Source organism: Aeromicrobium choanae (assembly GCF_900167475.1).
In the GTDB taxonomy this organism is placed as follows: domain Bacteria; phylum Actinomycetota; class Actinomycetes; order Propionibacteriales; family Nocardioidaceae; genus Aeromicrobium; species Aeromicrobium choanae.
In genome coordinates, this window is sequence record NZ_LT796768.1 from 2,330,237 (window position 1) to 2,346,778 (window position 16,542).

Annotated in this window: 12 protein-coding genes and 3 rRNA genes; 14 read left to right on the plus strand and 1 reads right to left on the minus strand. The window is 66.6% G+C overall.

What is annotated here, in order from left to right; all coding sequences use genetic code 11:
* Positions 1 to 40: 40 nt before the first annotated feature.
* Positions 41 to 700, minus strand: a complete 660-nt coding sequence (locus tag B5D60_RS11145; RefSeq protein WP_231948716.1) for a DsbA family oxidoreductase — start codon at positions 698 to 700, stop codon at positions 41 to 43.
* A gap of 64 nt (positions 701 to 764) precedes the next feature.
* On the opposite strand from B5D60_RS11145, the gene B5D60_RS11150 reads away from it, so the two are divergent.
* The 14 genes from B5D60_RS11150 (at position 765) to B5D60_RS11215 (ending at position 16,423) form a co-directional block, all read left to right on the plus strand.
* Positions 765 to 1,145: a universal stress protein gene (locus B5D60_RS11150; RefSeq protein WP_172806339.1), complete on the plus strand. Its 381-nt coding sequence runs from the start codon at positions 765 to 767 to the stop codon at positions 1,143 to 1,145.
* Positions 1,146 to 1,194: 49 nt separating this feature from the next.
* Complete coding sequence (tyrS, locus tag B5D60_RS11155) at positions 1,195 to 2,451, plus strand: tyrosine--tRNA ligase (protein WP_078700230.1); 1,257 nt, start codon at positions 1,195 to 1,197, stop codon at positions 2,449 to 2,451.
* Between the two features lie 598 nt (positions 2,452 to 3,049).
* A 16S ribosomal RNA gene (locus tag B5D60_RS11160) occupies positions 3,050 to 4,568 on the plus strand.
* Positions 4,569 to 4,897: 329 nt separating this feature from the next.
* Positions 4,898 to 8,002 (plus strand): 23S ribosomal RNA (locus B5D60_RS11165).
* 119 nt (positions 8,003 to 8,121) lie between these two features.
* A 5S ribosomal RNA gene (rrf, locus tag B5D60_RS11170) occupies positions 8,122 to 8,238 on the plus strand.
* Together the 16S, 23S and 5S rRNA genes form the textbook arrangement of a ribosomal RNA operon.
* A 91-nt stretch (positions 8,239 to 8,329) precedes the next feature.
* Positions 8,330 to 9,286, plus strand: coding sequence for a tetratricopeptide repeat protein (locus B5D60_RS11175; RefSeq protein ID WP_078700231.1), 957 nt, complete (start codon positions 8,330 to 8,332; stop codon positions 9,284 to 9,286).
* 92 nt (positions 9,287 to 9,378) lie between these two features.
* Complete coding sequence (locus B5D60_RS11180) at positions 9,379 to 9,726, plus strand: single-stranded DNA-binding protein (protein WP_078700232.1); 348 nt, start codon at positions 9,379 to 9,381, stop codon at positions 9,724 to 9,726.
* Positions 9,723 to 10,718, plus strand: coding sequence for an HAD-IIA family hydrolase (locus tag B5D60_RS11185; protein WP_078700233.1), 996 nt, complete (start codon positions 9,723 to 9,725; stop codon positions 10,716 to 10,718). Before B5D60_RS11180 ends, B5D60_RS11185 begins: the two co-directional genes overlap by 4 nt.
* Positions 10,715 to 10,894: a hypothetical protein gene (locus tag B5D60_RS11190; RefSeq protein ID WP_078700234.1), complete on the plus strand. Its 180-nt coding sequence runs from the start codon at positions 10,715 to 10,717 to the stop codon at positions 10,892 to 10,894. The genes B5D60_RS11185 and B5D60_RS11190 overlap by 4 nt, the downstream gene beginning before the upstream one ends.
* Before the next feature lie 4 nt (positions 10,895 to 10,898).
* Positions 10,899 to 11,735 carry a TlyA family RNA methyltransferase gene (locus B5D60_RS11195; RefSeq protein WP_078700235.1) on the plus strand — a complete coding sequence of 279 codons (837 nt, stop codon included), beginning with the start codon at positions 10,899 to 10,901 and terminating at the stop codon, positions 11,733 to 11,735.
* Positions 11,732 to 12,655, plus strand: coding sequence for an NAD kinase (locus B5D60_RS11200; RefSeq protein ID WP_078700236.1), 924 nt, complete (start codon positions 11,732 to 11,734; stop codon positions 12,653 to 12,655). Before B5D60_RS11195 ends, B5D60_RS11200 begins: the two co-directional genes overlap by 4 nt.
* Complete coding sequence (recN, locus tag B5D60_RS11205; protein WP_078700237.1) at positions 12,655 to 14,319, plus strand: DNA repair protein RecN; 1,665 nt, start codon at positions 12,655 to 12,657, stop codon at positions 14,317 to 14,319. Before B5D60_RS11200 ends, recN begins: the two co-directional genes overlap by 1 nt.
* Positions 14,320 to 14,393: 74 nt before the next feature.
* Positions 14,394 to 15,560, plus strand: coding sequence for a putative cytokinetic ring protein SteA (gene steA / locus B5D60_RS11210; protein WP_153302990.1), 1,167 nt, complete (start codon positions 14,394 to 14,396; stop codon positions 15,558 to 15,560).
* Entirely contained in the window at positions 15,557 to 16,423 is an 867-nt protein-coding gene (locus B5D60_RS11215) for a copper transporter (RefSeq protein ID WP_172806340.1), read from the plus strand. Before steA ends, B5D60_RS11215 begins: the two co-directional genes overlap by 4 nt.
* The last annotated feature ends 119 nt before the right edge of the window (positions 16,424 to 16,542 follow it).

Below are 16,542 nucleotides of genomic sequence, written 5' to 3' on the forward strand. Positions count from 1 at the left end.
GTGGGCGCGTCCTCGTCACCGACGATCTCGAACGGGCCGGTCATGCCGAGGCCTCCGTCGCGACGCGGTCGAGCGCCTCGCGGAAGGTCTCGGGAGCCTGCGCGCCGGACACGCCGAGACGGCCGTCGAACACGAAGAACGGCACGCCGTTGATGCCGTAGGCGCGGGCCTGCGCGATGTCAGCGTCGACGTCCGCCGCATACGTCTCGGACTCGAGCGCCTCGCGCAGCGCGTCGGCGTCGAGGCCCACCTCGGAGCCGAGCGTGACCAGCTCGTCGACCCGTCCGACGTGGCGTCCCTGCTCGAAGTACGCCGACAGGAGGCGCTCCTTCAGCTCGCTCTGGAGGCCGTGGGCCTTCGCGAAGTGCAGCGCCTGGTGCGCCAACAGGGTCTTGGTGTGCCGCAGGGCCTCGAAGTCGTAGGACAGGCCCTCGTCGGCGGCGAGCGCGGTCATCTGGCTCAGCATCTGCTCGACCTGGGCCGGGTCCATGCCCTTGTGGTGGGCCAGGAAGTCCACCTCGCTGCCCTCGAAGTCCACGGGGGTGTCGGGCGCCAGCTCGAAGCTGTGGAACTCGACCTCGACGTCACCGTCCCAGTCGGCCACGGCTCGCTCGAATCGGCGTTTGCCGACGAAGCACCACGGGCAGGCGATGTCGGACCAGATGTCGACCTTGACGGGACGGGCAGCGTTGTCGTTCACGTCGGTCACAACGCCCGCGGGCCGTCCGCTCATTCCCGACGTCCCTGCGCGATACGCTCGGAGCATGACCATCGCCGTCGCTTACCGACCCGACGACTACGGGCGCGCCGCGGTGCGCTGGGCAGCGGCCGAGGCCGAGGCGAACAAGGAGAAGCTCGTCCTGATCACGGTCAGCGAGATCGATCCGGAGTTCGACCCGCCCGAGGAGATCGACCTCTCGGAGTTCACCGAGCGCTTCGACCTCGACGGGCTCGAATGCGAGGTCCGCCGGGCCGCGTCGCTGTCGGTCTCCGACGTGGTGATCGACGAGGCCGTCGACGCCGGCGCCGAGCGCCTCGTGATCGGCATCCGCAAGCGCACCCCCGTCGGCAAGATGCTCATGGGCCGCGTCACCCAGATGATCCTCCTCGACGCCCCGATGCCCGTCATCGCCGTCAAGCCCTGACCCGAGACGGGCCCGCAGGCCGGTCAGCGCCGCTCGATAGCCTCGGGCCATGACCGACCACGTGATCGACGACCTCCAGGCGCGCGGCCTGATCGCGCATTCGACCGACCTCGACGCCCTCCGTGCCGAGATCGACGAGGGGCCGATCACGTATTACGTCGGCTTCGACCCCACCGCCCCGAGCCTGCACGTCGGCAACCTGCTCCAGCTCCTGACGGCGCGCCGCCTGCAGCTGGCCGGCCATCGTCCGCTGATCCTCGTGGGCGGCTCCACCGGCCTGATCGGCGACCCGAAGGAGGCGGGGGAGCGGGTCATGAACTCCAAGGAGACCGTGGCCGAGTGGGTGGAGCGCATCCGCGCCCAGGTGTCGCGCTTCGTCGACTTCGGCGGTGACGACGGCGCCACGGTGGTCAACAACCTCGACTGGACCCAGCCCATGTCGGTGGTCGACTTCCTGCGTGACATCGGCAAGCACTTCCCGGTGAACCGGATGCTGGCCCGCGACGTCGTGGCCAGCCGGCTCGAGGCGGGGATCAGCTACGCCGAGTTCAGCTACGTGCTCCTGCAGTCGATGGACTACCTCGAGCTCTTCCGGCGACACGGGGCCGTGCTCCAGACCGGCGGCAGCGACCAGTGGGGCAACCTCACCGGAGGAGTGGAGCTCATCCGGCGGGCCGAGGGGGCGAAGGTCCATGCCCTTGCGACGCCGCTCATCACGAAGGCCGACGGCACCAAGTTCGGCAAGACCGAGAGCGGCACGATCTGGCTCGACCCCGAGCTGATGAGCCCGTACGCCTTCTACCAGTCTTGGATCCAGGCCGAGGACTCGAAGGTGGGGGAGTACCTCAAGCAGTTCACGTTCCTGCCGGTCGAGGAGGTGGACGCGCTGATGGCCGAGCACGACGAGCGGCCCGGCGCCCGCGGGGCCCAGCGCCGGCTCGCCGCCGAGCTGACGACGCTCGTGCACGGTGAGGCGGAGACGAAGGCGGCCGAGCTCGCCTCGGGTGCGCTGTTCGGACGGGGGGAGCTCGATGACCTACCCGAGTCGACTCTCGCGGCAGCACTGCGGGAGGCGGGGGCGGTGGAGGTGCCGCGTGGCACGACCCTCGTGGACGCGCTCATCTCCTCCGGCCTGGCCGAGTCGAAGTCGGCCGCACGACGGGCGATCGGCGACGGGGGCGCGTACGTGAACAACCAACGTGCGGACGACCCGGATCTCGAGCTGGGCGACGAGCACGTCCTGCACGGGTCGTGGGTGGTCCTGCGACGTGGCAAGCGGTCCGTTTCGGGGGTCCAGGTCGTCTGAGACCTCGTCTGGGCGCGCGGCGGCTCGGTTTCTCGAACTTTTTCGAAGGTTCGGTGACCGGGTCGCCGTTTCTCGTTTCGGCCCCTCACGAGCCCCAACGGCCCCAGCGCACCCGAAATTGCCCGTCATTCCAGTTGTGACGCAGGACACCCCGGATCCGATTTGCCAAGTCCGGAAACGTCTGTGTAATGTTCTTCTTGTTGCACCGAACGGCGCAGCGAAGCGCAGACCGAAGCGGTTAACGCCAGGAGCCCGAAAGGGAGCCGGAAACTGGCCGCGGAAAACGTAGCGCGACATCGTGACCGACCCGGGTTTGACTCGGTGAAAACGGCGATGTAAATTAGACGAGTTGCCTCGCAGGCAAGGCCGGGAACGGTCGGGTCTGAGATGTGCGTCTGATCCTTGAGAACTCAACAGTGTGCCAAAAGTCGACGAATTAACAATCAGTACCCCGGCGGCAAACGAAGGATGATGAGCTTCGGCTCTGAATCGCGCGGAGCCGCAGGGACAATTCCGACAACAATGACTGTCCAGCAGTCAAACTTGTCAGGAATCAACTTTTCAAGATGTTGACCAGGACTTCGGTTCTGGGAAATCTTCAACGGAGAGTTTGATCCTGGCTCAGGACGAACGCTGGCGGCGTGCTTAACACATGCAAGTCGAGCGGTAAGGCTCCTTCGGGAGTACACGAGCGGCGAACGGGTGAGTAACACGTGAGTAACCTGCCCCATTCATCGGAATAACCAGTGGAAACGCTGGCTAATGCCGAATACGACCACCGAAGGCATCTTCTGGTGGTGGAAAGCTCCGGCGGAATGGGATGGACTCGCGGCCTATCAGCTTGTTGGTGAGGTAATGGCTCACCAAGGCGACGACGGGTAGCCGGCCTGAGAGGGTGACCGGCCACACTGGGACTGAGACACGGCCCAGACTCCTACGGGAGGCAGCAGTGGGGAATATTGGACAATGGGCGAAAGCCTGATCCAGCAACGCCGCGTGAGGGATGACGGCCTTCGGGTTGTAAACCTCTTTCAGCAGGGACGAAGCGAAAGTGACGGTACCTGCAGAAGAAGGACCGGCCAACTACGTGCCAGCAGCCGCGGTAATACGTAGGGTCCGAGCGTTGTCCGGAATTATTGGGCGTAAAGGGCTCGTAGGCGGTTTGTCACGTCGGAAGTGAAAACTCAGGGCTCAACCCTGAGCGTGCTTACGATACGGGCAAACTAGAGGTATGCAGGGGAGAACGGAATTCCTGGTGTAGCGGTGGAATGCGCAGATATCAGGAGGAACACCGGTGGCGAAGGCGGTTCTCTGGGCATTACCTGACGCTGAGGAGCGAAAGCATGGGGAGCGAACAGGATTAGATACCCTGGTAGTCCATGCCGTAAACGTTGGGCGCTAGGTGTGGGGACCTTCCACGGTCTCCGTGCCGCAGCTAACGCATTAAGCGCCCCGCCTGGGGAGTACGGCCGCAAGGCTAAAACTCAAAGGAATTGACGGGGGCCCGCACAAGCGGCGGAGCATGCTGATTAATTCGATGCAACGCGAAGAACCTTACCTGGGTTTGACATATACCGGAAAGCTGCAGAGATGTAGCCCCCCTTGTGGTCGGTATACAGGTGGTGCATGGCTGTCGTCAGCTCGTGTCGTGAGATGTTGGGTTAAGTCCCGCAACGAGCGCAACCCTCGTCCTATGTTGCCAGCACGTAATGGTGGGGACTCATAGGAGACTGCCGGGGTCAACTCGGAGGAAGGTGGGGATGACGTCAAGTCTTCATGCCCCTTATGTCCAGGGCTTCAAGCATGCTACAATGGCCGGTACAAAGGGCTGCGAAACCGCGAGGTGGAGCGAATCCCAAAAAGCCGGTCTCAGTTCGGATTGGGGTCTGCAACTCGACCCCATGAAGTCGGAGTCGCTAGTAATCGCAGATCAGCAACGCTGCGGTGAATACGTTCCCGGGCCTTGTACACACCGCCCGTCACGTCATGAAAGTCGGCAACACCCGAAGCCGGTGGCCCAACCCTTGTGGAGGGAGCCGTCGAAGGTGGGGCTGGCGATTGGGACGAAGTCGTAACAAGGTAGCCGTACCGGAAGGTGCGGCTGGATCACCTCCTTTCTAAGGAGCAACTGGCTCTCTCGAAGAGTCCAGGCGGATCCGTTCGTCAGCAAACGTCTGACGCGGTCCAGCTCACTAGTGGACGTCGATTATTTGGCTTGTCGCCGGCGAAAGATCGTCAGTACTGCTCCTCGGAGCGTGGAAACTCGATCGGACACAGCGACAACTCAGGCACACTGTTGGGTCCTGAGGGATCAGCACTTGATGTTGAACCCTCGGACCGTACACCCCCACGAACCACTCGATCTTGATCGAGCAGGCGTGGAACCGAGTACGGGACCGATCGTATTTTGAGAACTTCACAGTGGACGCGAGCATCTTTGTAGTAACAACAAGCTACTAAGTGCACATGGTGGATGCCTTGGCATCGAGAGCCGATGAAGGACGTTGGAGTCTGCGAAAAGCCCCGGGGAGTTGACAACCGAGCTGTGATCCGGGGATGTCCGAATGGGGAAACCCACTCAGAGGAAAGTCTGAGTACCTGCGCCTGAACACATAGGGCGTCTGGAGGGAACGTGGGGAAGTGAAACATCTCAGTACCCACAGGAAGAGAAAACAACAGTGATTCCGGTAGTAGTGGCGAGCGAAACCGGAAGAGGCTAAACCTTGGATGTGTGATAGCCGGCAGGCGTTGCATCCAGGGGGTTGTGGGACCGCACCGACTGTTCTGCCGAACAGTCAAAGAGTCATAAACCATGAGTGAAGGTGAAGCCGACTGGAAAGTCGCGACACAGAGGGTGAGATCCCCGTAACCGTAAGCTCATGGCTCTTGTGCGTCATCCCGAGTAACACCGAACCCCTGAAATTCGGTGTGAATCTGGCGGGACCACCCGCTAAGCCTAAATACTCCTCGATGACCGATAGCGGACAAGTACCGTGAGGGAAAGGTGAAAAGTACCCCGGGAGGGGAGTGAAATAGTACCTGAAACCATGTGCATACAATCCGTTGGAGCAGTTTTTCGAAACTGTGACAGCGTGCCTTTTGAAGAATGAGCCTGCGAGTTAGCGTTGTGTAGCAAGGTTAAGGCGAGTGCCGTAGCCGTAGCGAAAGCGAGTCCGAATAGGGCGCTTGAGTTGCACGATCTAGACCCGAAGCGGAGTGATCTATCCATGGCCAGGTTGAAGCGCGGGTAAGACCGCGTGGAGGACCGAACCCACCTAGGTTAAAAACTGGGGGGATGAGCTGTGGATAGGGGTGAAAGGCCAATCAAACTCCGTGATAGCTGGTTCTCCCCGAAATGCATTTAGGTGCAGCGTCACGCGTTTCTTACCGGAGGTAGAGCACTGGATGGGCTAGGGGGCCTACAAGCTTACTGAACTCAACCAAACTCCGAATGCCGGTAAGTTAGAGCGTGGCAGTGAGACTGCGGGGGATAAGCTCCGTAGTCGAGAGGGAAACAGCCCAGACCATCAGCTAAGGTCCCAAAGCGATTGCTAAGTGGAAAAGGATGTGGAGTCGCAGAGACAACCAGGAGGTTGGCTTAGAAGCAGCCACCCTTGAAAGAGTGCGTAATAGCTCACTGGTCAAGTAATTCCGCGCCGACAATTTAGCGGGGCTCAAGCAATCCACCGAAGCTATGGGATTCACACATGAGGTAGGCCTTCGTGGTCCAGCCGTGTGGATCGGTAGGGGAGCGTCGTGTCGCGAGCGAAGCGGCGGGGTAACCCAGCCGTGGATGCGACACGAGTGAGAATGCAGGCATGAGTAGCGAATGAGGAGTGAGAAACTCCTCCACCGAATGACCAAGGGTTCCAGGGTCAAGCTAATCTTCCCTGGGTAAGTCGGGACCTAAGGCGAGGCCGACAGGCGTAGTCGATGGACAACGGGTTGATATTCCCGTACCGGCATTGAATCGCCCATGCTGAATCCAGTGATGCTAAGTGCCCGAAACCTGACCTACCGTCTCTTCGGAGACAATGGTCAGGCAGAGCGCATGACCCGATCTGGTAGTAGGCAAGCGATGGTGTGACGCAGGAAGGTAGCTCAACCGTGGCGATGGTAGTCCACGGGTAAGGTCGTAGGACGAGTGATAGGCAAATCCGTCACTCATATGTCTGAGAGCCGATGCCACCCACTTAGTGGAGTGTGAGTGATCCTATGCTGCCGAGAAAAGCATCTAGCGAGATTCAGAGCCGCCCGTACCCCAAACCGACTCAGGTGGTCAAGTAGAGAATACTAAGGTGATCGAGAGAATCATGGTTAAGGAACTCGGCAAAATGCCCCCGTAACTTCGGGAGAAGGGGGGCCGGATGCGTTATGGGACTTGCTCCCAGAAGCGTTGAAGGCCGCAGAGACCAGGCCCAAGCGACTGTTTACTAAAAACACAGGTCCATGCTAAGTCGAAAGACGCCGTATATGGACTGACTCCTGCCCGGTGCTGGAAGGTTAAGGGGACGTGTTAGCGCAAGCGAAGCACAGAACTTAAGCCCCAGTAAACGGCGGTGGTAACTATAACCATCCTAAGGTAGCGAAATTCCTTGTCGGGTAAGTTCCGACCTGCACGAATGGAGTAACGACTTGGGCGCTGTCTCAACCATGAACTCGGCGAAATTGCAATACGAGTAAAGATGCTCGTTACGCGCGGCAGGACGGAAAGACCCCGGGACCTTTACTATAGTTTGGTATTGGTGTTTGGTTCGACTTGTGTAGGATAGGTGGGAGACTGTGAAGCTTGGACGCCAGTTCAGGTGGAGTCAACGTTGAAATACCACTCTGGTCGTACTAGATATCTAACCTAGGTCCGTTATCCGGATCAGGGACAGTGCCTGATGGGTAGTTTAACTGGGGCGGTTGCCTCCTAAAATGTAACGGAGGCGCTCAAAGGTTCCCTCAGCCTGGTTGGCAATCAGGTTTCGAGTGTAAGTGCACAAGGGAGCTTGACTGTGAGAGTGACAGCTCGAGCAGGGACGAAAGTCGGAACTAGTGATCCGGCGCTGGCATGTGGAAGCGGCGTCGCTCAACGGATAAAAGGTACCCCGGGGATAACAGGCTGATCTTCCCCAAGAGTCCATATCGACGGGATGGTTTGGCACCTCGATGTCGGCTCGTCGCATCCTGGGGCCGTAGCAGGTCCCAAGGGTTGGGCTGTTCGCCCATTAAAGCGGCACGCGAGCTGGGTTTAGAACGTCGTGAGACAGTTCGGTCCCTATCCGCCGCGCGCGTAGGAAACTTGAGAAAGGCTGCCCCTAGTACGAGAGGACCGGGGTGGACGAACCTCTGGTGTGCCAGTTGTTCTGCCAAGAGCACGGCTGGTTGGCTACGTTCGGAAGTGATAACCGCTGAAAGCATCTAAGCGGGAAGCATGTTTCAAGATGAGGTTTCCCACTGGTTAACCAGGTAAGGCCCCCAGCAGACCACTGGGTTGATAGGCCGGAAGTAGAAGTGTGGCAACACATGGAGCTGACCGGTACTAATAGGCCGAGGGCTTGTTTCTTACAAAGATATACCGCGTCCACTGTGAGGTTCCCGAGATATGATCGGGAGCCAGGCAACACGAGATCGGCATTGCGCCGATGCTCGTCGCCACTAGGCTTGTTGATATCTCCATAGAGTTTCGGCGACCATGGCGAAGGGGAAACACCCGGTTACATTCCGAACCCGGAAGTTAAGCCCTTCAGCGCCGATGGTACTGCACTGGAGACGGTGTGGGAGAGTAGGACGTCGCCGGACAATCATTAGCGCGAGGCCGCTCCCTTTGGGAGCGGCCTTGCTGCATTTGTGCCTCCATACGAGGCATTTTTCCTTGGAAGGACCCAGAATCATGGCCGATCATCGCAACTCCGGACCCCAGGGTCGAGGAAAGCCCGGCAACGGCCGGCCCGGTGGCGGTAAGCCCGGTGGCGGCGGCAAGTCGAGCGGTGGCAAGCCCACCGGTGGACGGCCCAGCGGAGGCGCCGGACGCTCGCGTCCCGGCACCGGTGGCGGACGCCCCGACAGCGGTAGCCGACCCGGTGGACGATCCGGTCCCGGCGGCGCCCCGCGACGCAACGACCGGCCCGACCGCGCCGGCCGTCCCCAGGCAGGTGGCGACCGTACCGAGTCCCAGAAGATCTACGACGGTCCCGCCATCCCGGACGACGTCAGCGCCAAGGATCTCGACAAGTTCGCCCGCCAGGAGCTGCAGGGCCTGCCCGAGAAGCTTGCCGAGAAGGTAGCTCGTCACCTCGTGATGGCCGGCGTCCTGTTGCACGAGGACCCCGAGCTCGCTCACAAGCACGCGCTCGCGGCCCGTGCGCGGGCGATGCGCGTGGGCCTGGTGCGCGAGGCCACCGGTGAGACCGCCTACGCCTGCGGCAACTGGGCCGAGGCGCTCAGCGAGTTCCGCGCGGCCAAGCGCATGACCGGCCGCCAGGTCTACGCTCCGATGATGGCTGACGCCGAGCGCGCCCTCAAGCGTCCCGAGAAGGCGCTGGAGTACGACAAGGCCGAGATCCGCTCGCACCTGGACGAGGCCGGCAACACGGAGCTGTCGATCGTGGTGGCCGGTGCCCGTCGTGACCTGGGACAGGTCGACGCGGCGCTGCAGATCCTCGAGTCCGAGCCGCTCACCACCAAGGGCCGCGCCGACTGGGTCACCCGACTGCGCTACGCCTATGCCGACACCCTGCTGGCCGCGGGCCGCAAGGACGAGGCGATCACGTGGTTCCACCGCGTGGCCGGCACCGACGGCAACGGTCTGACCGATGTCGAGGAGCGGCTCGCCGCACTCGAGGGCTGATCGTCCACAGAAGTTCCAGGGTCCACGCGCGCCGTCCACAGGCTGCGCGTGGGCCCTGTCGTCGTTCCCCCGGAGCGCGGGAGGCTGACGCCATGAACGACGCCGACAACCAGGTCCTGCTCCGCGGACGCGTGGCCGATGCCGCCGAGATCCGTACCCTGCCCAGCGGGGACGAGCTGGTCTCCTTCCGACTCATGGTCGAGCGCAGCGCCGCCGCGCGGCGGCGGTCGCGCCAGCTCGTCGACACCTTCGACTGCTCGGCGTGGACCTCACGCCTCCGCGGCAAGGCCCTGCGACTGAATCCGGGTGACCGGGTCGAGGTCAGCGGTGAGCTCCGCCGCCTCTTCTCCAGCAAGGGCGGTGGTGTGTCCAGCCGGGTCTACGTCGATCTCGGGTCACTGACTCGGCTCCCCGAACCCCCGGTAGCCTCGAGCGCATGACGCTGGCAGCCACGGACACCCCGCTCGTCGCGTCGCACGATGCGGTGCTGCTCGACCTCGACGGCGTGGTCTACCGCGGGGGCGAGGCAGTGCCCGGCGCCGTCGAGGCGCTCAGGGAGGTCCGCGAGGCTCGCCTGGCCTTCCTCACGAACAACGCGAACCGGCCGCCGGAGGCGGTGGCCGAGCACCTCGCCCAGCTCGGTCTGACGCCCTCGGTCGAGGACATCGTCACGTCCGCGCAGGCGATCGCCGGGGTCATGTCGCACGACCTGGCCGCGGGTGCCGTCGTGCTGGCGATCGGAGGCGACGGGCTGCGCGAGGCCCTGCGTGCGCGCGGCCTCGTCCCCACCGGCGACCGGCACGCGGCTGGTCTCGCCGCCGTGGTCCAGGGGTACACACCCGACCTGGGCTGGCGGGACCTCGCCGAGGCTGCCTACGCGGTGCAGTCCGGCCTGCCCTGGTATGCCAGCAACACCGACCTCACGATCCCGACGGCCGAGGGGATCGCGCCCGGCAACGGCGCCCTCGTCCACGCCGTGCGACTGGCCACCGGGCAGGAGCCCGTCGTCGCCGGCAAGCCGTACGCGCCCCTGTTCGAGGAGACGATGGAGCGCCTCGCGCCGGCCTCGCCGCTGATGGTGGGGGACCGGCTCGACACCGACATCCTCGGCGCCCGCCGTGCCGGCATCACCTCCCTGTTCGTCCTCACGGGCGTCAACACCCTCGCCGATGTCGTGAACGCCGTCGCGGACGTGCACCCCGACTTCGTCGGCGCCGATCTGGCCGCACTGCACGACGCCCACCCCGCCGTGGTCATCGCCGATCGCGTGGCCCACTGCGGGAGCGCACGGGTAGAACTGCGCGACCGGACCCTCACCGTGGTGACCGAGGGCACCTCCACCGAGACGCTCCGCGCGATCGTCGGACTCGGCTGGGCGTGCCGCGCCGAATCGGACGTTCACCTCAGCGTCAATGAGACAATCGACGCATGACCGCCGAACCCACCGCCGACGGCACGCCGGAGGCCGAGCCGGCCTCGATCGAGGAGGCCGAGGCGCTGCTCGGCACGCTCGCCGATCTCGACGTCGCCGAGCACCCGAGGGTGTTCGAGGCGGTGCACCGGGTGCTGCGCGACCAGCTGGCCGGCTCGTCCGGGACCCGCGGGTGAGTCGATGAGCCGCCGGGTGCGGCTCGACGCCGAGCTGGTGCGCCGAGGGCTCGCCAGGTCACGGGACCACGCCGCGACGATCATCGGTGAGGGACGCGTGCTGGTCGCCGGGAACGCCGCGAGCAAGCCCGCCACCCAGATCACGACCGACCAGGCCATCGTCGTCCGCGATGGCGACGATCCCGGCTGGGCCTCCCGTGGCGCCCACAAGCTGCTCGGTGCCCTCGAGGTGTTCGAACCGCAGGGGCTGACCGTCCGGGGGCGGCGCGCCCTCGACGCGGGTGCCTCCACCGGTGGCTTCACCGACGTCCTGCTGCGCTGCGAGGTCGCCGAGGTCGTCGCCGTCGACGTCGGCTACGGCCAGCTCGTCTGGTCGCTGCAGTCCGACCCTCGCGTCCACGTCTTCGACCGCACCAACGTCCGCTCGATCGACACCGAGCTCATCGGCGGGCCCGTCGACCTGGTCGTGTCCGACCTGTCGTTCATTTCGCTGACGATCGTGCTGCCGGCGCTCATGTCGGTGTGCAGGCCCGACGGCGACCTCGTCCTCATGGTCAAGCCGCAGTTCGAGGTGGGACGCGAGAACCTCGGCAAGAACGGCGTCGTCCGTGACCCCGAGCTCCACGCCGGCGCGGTGCACGGCGTCACCTCGGCAGCCTGGGCCGGAGGCTGGGGGACGCGCGCGCTCGCGCCCAGTCCGCTGCCCGGCCCCGCCGGGAATGTCGAGTACTTTTGTTGGCTGAGGACCGACGCGCCGGCTCCCGACGAGGAGATGGCGCGAGCCGTCGTCGCGGCCGGACCCCTCGCCACGCGACACCCGACGGAAGGAAGCGACTCATGAGGAGTGTGCTGCTCGCGGTCCACGCGCTGCGCAACGGCGCCCCCCGGATCGCCGCCGACTTCGCCGCGTCGCTCCAGGGTGCCGGGATCGAGGTCCGCGTCCTCGAGGGCGAGGAGGCCGAGGCGCTCGCGGGAGCCGGGGCCGTGGATCTCGTGACCGTCCCCGCCGAGCCGGGCGCCGCACGCAACTGCGAGCTGACCGTCGTCTTCGGCGGTGACGGCACGATCCTGCGAGCGGCCGAGCTGTGCCGCGGCACCGGCACGCCCCTGCTCGGGGTCAATCTCGGGCACGTCGGGTTCCTCGCCGAGGCCGACGAGGAGGACCTCGACCTGGTGGCCCAGCGGGTGATCGCCGGCGACCTCACGGTCGAGGAGCGCCTGACCGTCGACGTGCTGGTGCTGCAGGACGGCGAGGTCGTCGCCACGAACTGGGCGCTGAACGAGGCGTCCGTGGAGAAGGCCTCCCGCGAGCGGATGCTCGAGGTCGTCGTGGAGATCGACGGCCGTCCGGTGTCCAGGATGGGCTGCGACGGCGTCGTGTGCGCGACCCCCACCGGCTCCACCGCCTACAACTTCAGCGCCGGCGGCCCGGTCGTGTGGCCCGAGGTGTCGGCGCTGCTCATGGTGCCGATCAGCGCGCACGCCCTGTTCGCCCGTCCCATGGTGGTCTCGCCCGAGTCGACGCTCGCCGTCGAGGTGGTGGGCGCGTCGGCCACGGGCGTGCTGTGGTGCGACGGCCGCAGGGCCTCCGACCTGCCGCTCGGTGCCCGCGTCGAGGTGCGGCGCGGTGTCGAGACCGTGCGGCTCGCACGCGTCCACCCCGCCTCCTTCGCCGACCGACTCGTGCGCAAGTTCGAGCTGCCCGTGTCGGGCTGGCGTGGCTCGTCCGAGGCCTCCCGCCGGGCCGCGGGGGAGCGCTGATGTGGCACTCGCTGCGCCTCGCCTCGCTCGGCGTCATCGAGGAGGCCGAGCTCGACCTCGGTCCCGGCTTCACCGTCATCACCGGTGAGACCGGTGCCGGCAAGACCATGGTCGTCACGGCGCTGGGGCTGCTGCGCGGCGAGCGCGCCGACTCGGCCCTCGTGCGCCGCGGCGCCGACCGGGCGCGCATCGAGGCCTCGGTCGTGGCCACGCCCGAGGTCACCGCGCTGGTCGAGGAGGCCGGCGGCCAGGTCGACGACGACCTCGTGCTCGCACGGATCCTGACCAGCCAGGGGCGCAGCCGCGCGCTCGCCGGCGGCACCACCGTCCCGGCCGGCCTGCTGTCACGGCTGGCCGACTCGCTCGTCGCTGTGCACGGCCAGTCCGACCAGCAGCGTCTCGTCCGTCCCCAGGAGCAGCGCGGGGCACTCGACCGCTACGCCGGCACCGAGGTCTCCGACCTGCTCGCCCAGTACCAGCCCGACTACCAGCGCCTGCGCGAGGTGAAGGCCCGGCTGCACGACCTCCGCACCCACGCGGGGGAGCGGGTGCAGCGACTCGACCTGCTCCGTCACGCCCTCGACGAGATCGACGAGGTCGACCCGCAGCCGGGCGAGGACCAGGAGCTGGTCCAGCGCGAGAACCGGCTGGCGCACGCCGAGTCCCTCGCGGCCGCGGCCGCCGGAGCGTCGGTCGCGCTGTCGGAGGACGAGCACTCCGCCGCCGCCGCCCTGGCCGCCGCCCGGGCCGTGGTCGAGCCCGTGGCCGGCAACGACCCCCGCCTCGAGGCGCTGGGCGACCGGCTCAAGCGTGCGGCGATCGATCTCACGGACATCGCCTCCGAGCTGGCGGCCTACGCCTCCGACATCGACCTCGACCCGGCCGGCCTGGCCGCCGTCCAGGATCGTCGCGCGGCGCTCACGGCGCTCCAGCGCAGGTACGGGCCCGGACTCGACGAGGTCATCGCCTGGGCCGACCGCGCCCGGGCGGAGGTCCTCGAGCTCGACCTCGACGACACCGCGATCGAGCGACTGGAGGCCGAGGCCGACGCCGTGCGCGCTCGCGTCGTCGAACTCGCGGGCCGGCTCACCGCCGCCCGGACGAAGGCCGCCGAGCAGCTGGCCGAGGAGGTCGGGCGCGAGCTCGCCGACCTGGCCCTGCCGTCGGCCCACCTGGACATCCGGGTAGTCCCGGGCGATCCGGGTGCCCACGGCGCGGACGACGTCGAGATCTGGTTCGCCGCCAACAGCGGTGCGGAGCCGCGTCCGCTGGCCAAGGCCGCCAGCGGTGGTGAGCTCTCACGCCTCATGCTCGCCATCGAGGTGGTGCTCGCGGGGCGCGACCCCGTGCCCACGCTCGTCTTCGACGAGGTCGACGCCGGGATCGGCGGCCGCACGGCCGTCGAGGTGGGCCGTCGGCTGGCGCGCCTGGCCAAGCACGCCCAGGTGATCGCCGTGACGCACCTGCCCCAGGTGGCTGCGTTCGCCGACGCCCACTTCGTCGTCAGCAAGTCCGACGACGGCACCGTCACCAGCAGCAGCGTGCTGCGGCTCGACCACGCGGGGCGGGTCGACGAGCTGGCCCGGATGCTGGCGGGACTGGACGACTCGTCCGCCGCGCAGGAGCACGCACGCGAGCTGCTCGAGCTCGCCAGCACCCCCTGAGTTCGTCACATTCGGGACCGAACCGGCGTGTCGAGGGTGAATCCTCATGGAACGCAGGTTGCATGGAAGGCATCATGCCCATCTTGAAGCGCAAGCATCGCGCCCTTCCCGAAGGTCCCGGCGTCGTCGGCCCGGCACGGTTGTGCCGCCACGGCGCCGACCTGTCGTCGGTGCGTTCGGGCGACGTCGTCGTCGTGGACGTCACCGACCTCGGTGCCGACACCGCCCAGGTGCTGGTGGAGAAGGGCGTCGCGGCCGTCCTGAACGTGTCCTCGTCCTCCACGGGGCGCTACCCCAACCTCGGCCCTCAGGTCCTGGCCGGCGCCGGCATCCCGCTGGTCGACCGGGTCGGCGAGTCGGTGTGGCAGACGCTGCGCAGCGGGGACGTCGTGCGCGTGGACGGCGGTGCAGTCCACCTCGGCGACACCGCGGTGGCCACCGGCATCGAGATGACCGAGTCGCGCGTGCGCGACCAGCTGGACGAGGCCTCCTCGGGACTGTCGAGCCAGCTCGACTCCATCGTCACGAATGCCGCCGACACCCTGCGCCGCGACCGGGCCATGCTGCTCGAGGGCGCCGGGATCCCGGCCGTCTCGACCGACATCAAGGGTCGTCCCGTCGTGGTGGTGACCGATGGCCCCGACGCGGCCAGCGACCTCAAGTCGATCCGCTCGTTCGTGCGCGACAACGACCCCGTGCTCGTCGGCGTGGCCGGCGGGGCCGAGCTCCTGATCGCCGCGGGCCTGCGACCCCACCTGCTCGTCGGGCGGGGCGACGAGTTCTCCGGCCGCATGATCGAGCGCTCCGGAGAGGTCGTCATCGTCTCGCCCTCGGGTCGGCTCGACCGCCCGGAGCAGTTCGAGGCGCACGGTCGCCAGCCCGTGATCTTCACCGCCACGGGCACGCCGGACAACCTCGCGGTGCTCCTGGCCGACCAGAACGAGGCCGCCGTCATCGTGCTCGTGGGTGGTCCGACACGGCTCGTCGACCTCGTCGACGGCGACACCGCGGACGCCGCCGGCACCTTCATCGCCCGGCTGCGCGCCGGCTCGCGCGTCGTCGACGCCCAGGCGGTGCGCTGGTTCGCCCGCCAGCGCCTCAGCTGGGTCACGCCGCTGCTGCTGCTCGTCGCCGGCATCGTCGCCGTCGTGGCGGCCGTGGCCACCACCCCTCTCGGTCATGAGTGGCTCGCGCCCGTGGCCGACCGTGTCACCTCCTGGACCGAAGGACTTCTCCCGTGATCAACCTGCGCTACCACGTCATCTCCCTCGCAGCCGTGCTGCTGGCGCTCGCCGCCGGCATCGCCGTGGGCGCCGGGCTGCTCGACGAGAGCGACGCCGCCGCGACCTCGAGCTCCTCCGACACCGCCGAGATCAGCCCGGCGCTCGCCGGCTTCGACGCCGGGTACGCGTCGATGACCGCGCCGGGGCTGCTGCGCGACAAGCTCAAGGACCGCACCGTCCTGCTGCTCACCACGCCGGGGGCACGGGACAACGAGGTCGACTCGCTGATCGAGAACCTGACCACCGCCGGCGCCCGCGTGACCGGCCAGGTCGAGCTCACGGGCAAGCTGCTGTCCCCGGCGAACCGCCAGTTCGCCGAGGGCGTGGCCGCCCAGTCCGATCCCGACGCGGCCGCCGCCGAGAGCGACTACGGCAAGGTCGGCGCCGCCCTGGCCCGCGGCTACCTGACGCAGGGCGACGGGTCGCTCGACGAGACGGCCCGCACGATCCGCTCGGCCTTCACCGAAGGCGGCCTGCTCGACGCCGAGCAGGATCCCGAGGTGTCGGCGCAGCTCGTCCTGGTCGTCTCCGGGCCTGCGGGCGCGTCGTCGGGCGGCGAGGGCACGGTCGTGTCCAGCATGGTGGCCGGGCTCGACGCCGGCAGCCAGGGCGTGGCCGTCGTCGGTCCGGTCTCCTCCGGCGAGAACGGCGTGGTCAACGCCGTCCGCGGCAGCGACGCCGCGGCGAACGTCTCGACGGTCGACGTCACCGACACCGGCTCCGGCCGTGTCAACGCCGTGCTCGGCCTGATCCGTGAGGCCGCGGGCCAGTCGGGTGCCTGGGGCACCTCCCGCGCCGCCGACGGCCCGGTCCCGAACTGAGTCGGGCCGCACCGCAGGGCGGATGGGCCCAGATGGTCTCGGCCGCCGGGTCGCGATGGTAGGCTGGAGTTCCGTGGAGCCCCGAGTCGAACCGATCCCGCGCGACGGTTCCTCGACCC

Bases quoted from the DNA above. Each gene is read 5' to 3' on its own strand.
- B5D60_RS11175 (WP_078700231.1), top strand. From the start codon at position 8,330: ATGGCCGATCATCGCAACTCCGGACCCCAGGGTCGAGGAAAGCCCGGC.
- B5D60_RS11180 (WP_078700232.1), top strand. From the start codon at position 9,379: ATGAACGACGCCGACAACCAGGTCCTGCTCCGCGGACGCGTGGCCGAT.
- recN (WP_078700237.1), top strand. From the start codon at position 12,655: ATGTGGCACTCGCTGCGCCTCGCCTCGCTCGGCGTCATCGAGGAGGCC.
- B5D60_RS11185 (WP_078700233.1), top strand. From the start codon at position 9,723: ATGACGCTGGCAGCCACGGACACCCCGCTCGTCGCGTCGCACGATGCG.
- B5D60_RS11190 (WP_078700234.1), top strand. From the start codon at position 10,715: ATGACCGCCGAACCCACCGCCGACGGCACGCCGGAGGCCGAGCCGGCC.
- tyrS (WP_078700230.1), top strand. From the start codon at position 1,195: ATGACCGACCACGTGATCGACGACCTCCAGGCGCGCGGCCTGATCGCG.
- B5D60_RS11200 (WP_078700236.1), top strand. From the start codon at position 11,732: ATGAGGAGTGTGCTGCTCGCGGTCCACGCGCTGCGCAACGGCGCCCCC.
- steA (WP_153302990.1), top strand. From the start codon at position 14,394: ATGCCCATCTTGAAGCGCAAGCATCGCGCCCTTCCCGAAGGTCCCGGC.
- B5D60_RS11195 (WP_078700235.1), top strand. From the start codon at position 10,899: ATGAGCCGCCGGGTGCGGCTCGACGCCGAGCTGGTGCGCCGAGGGCTC.
- B5D60_RS11150 (WP_172806339.1), top strand. From the start codon at position 765: ATGACCATCGCCGTCGCTTACCGACCCGACGACTACGGGCGCGCCGCG.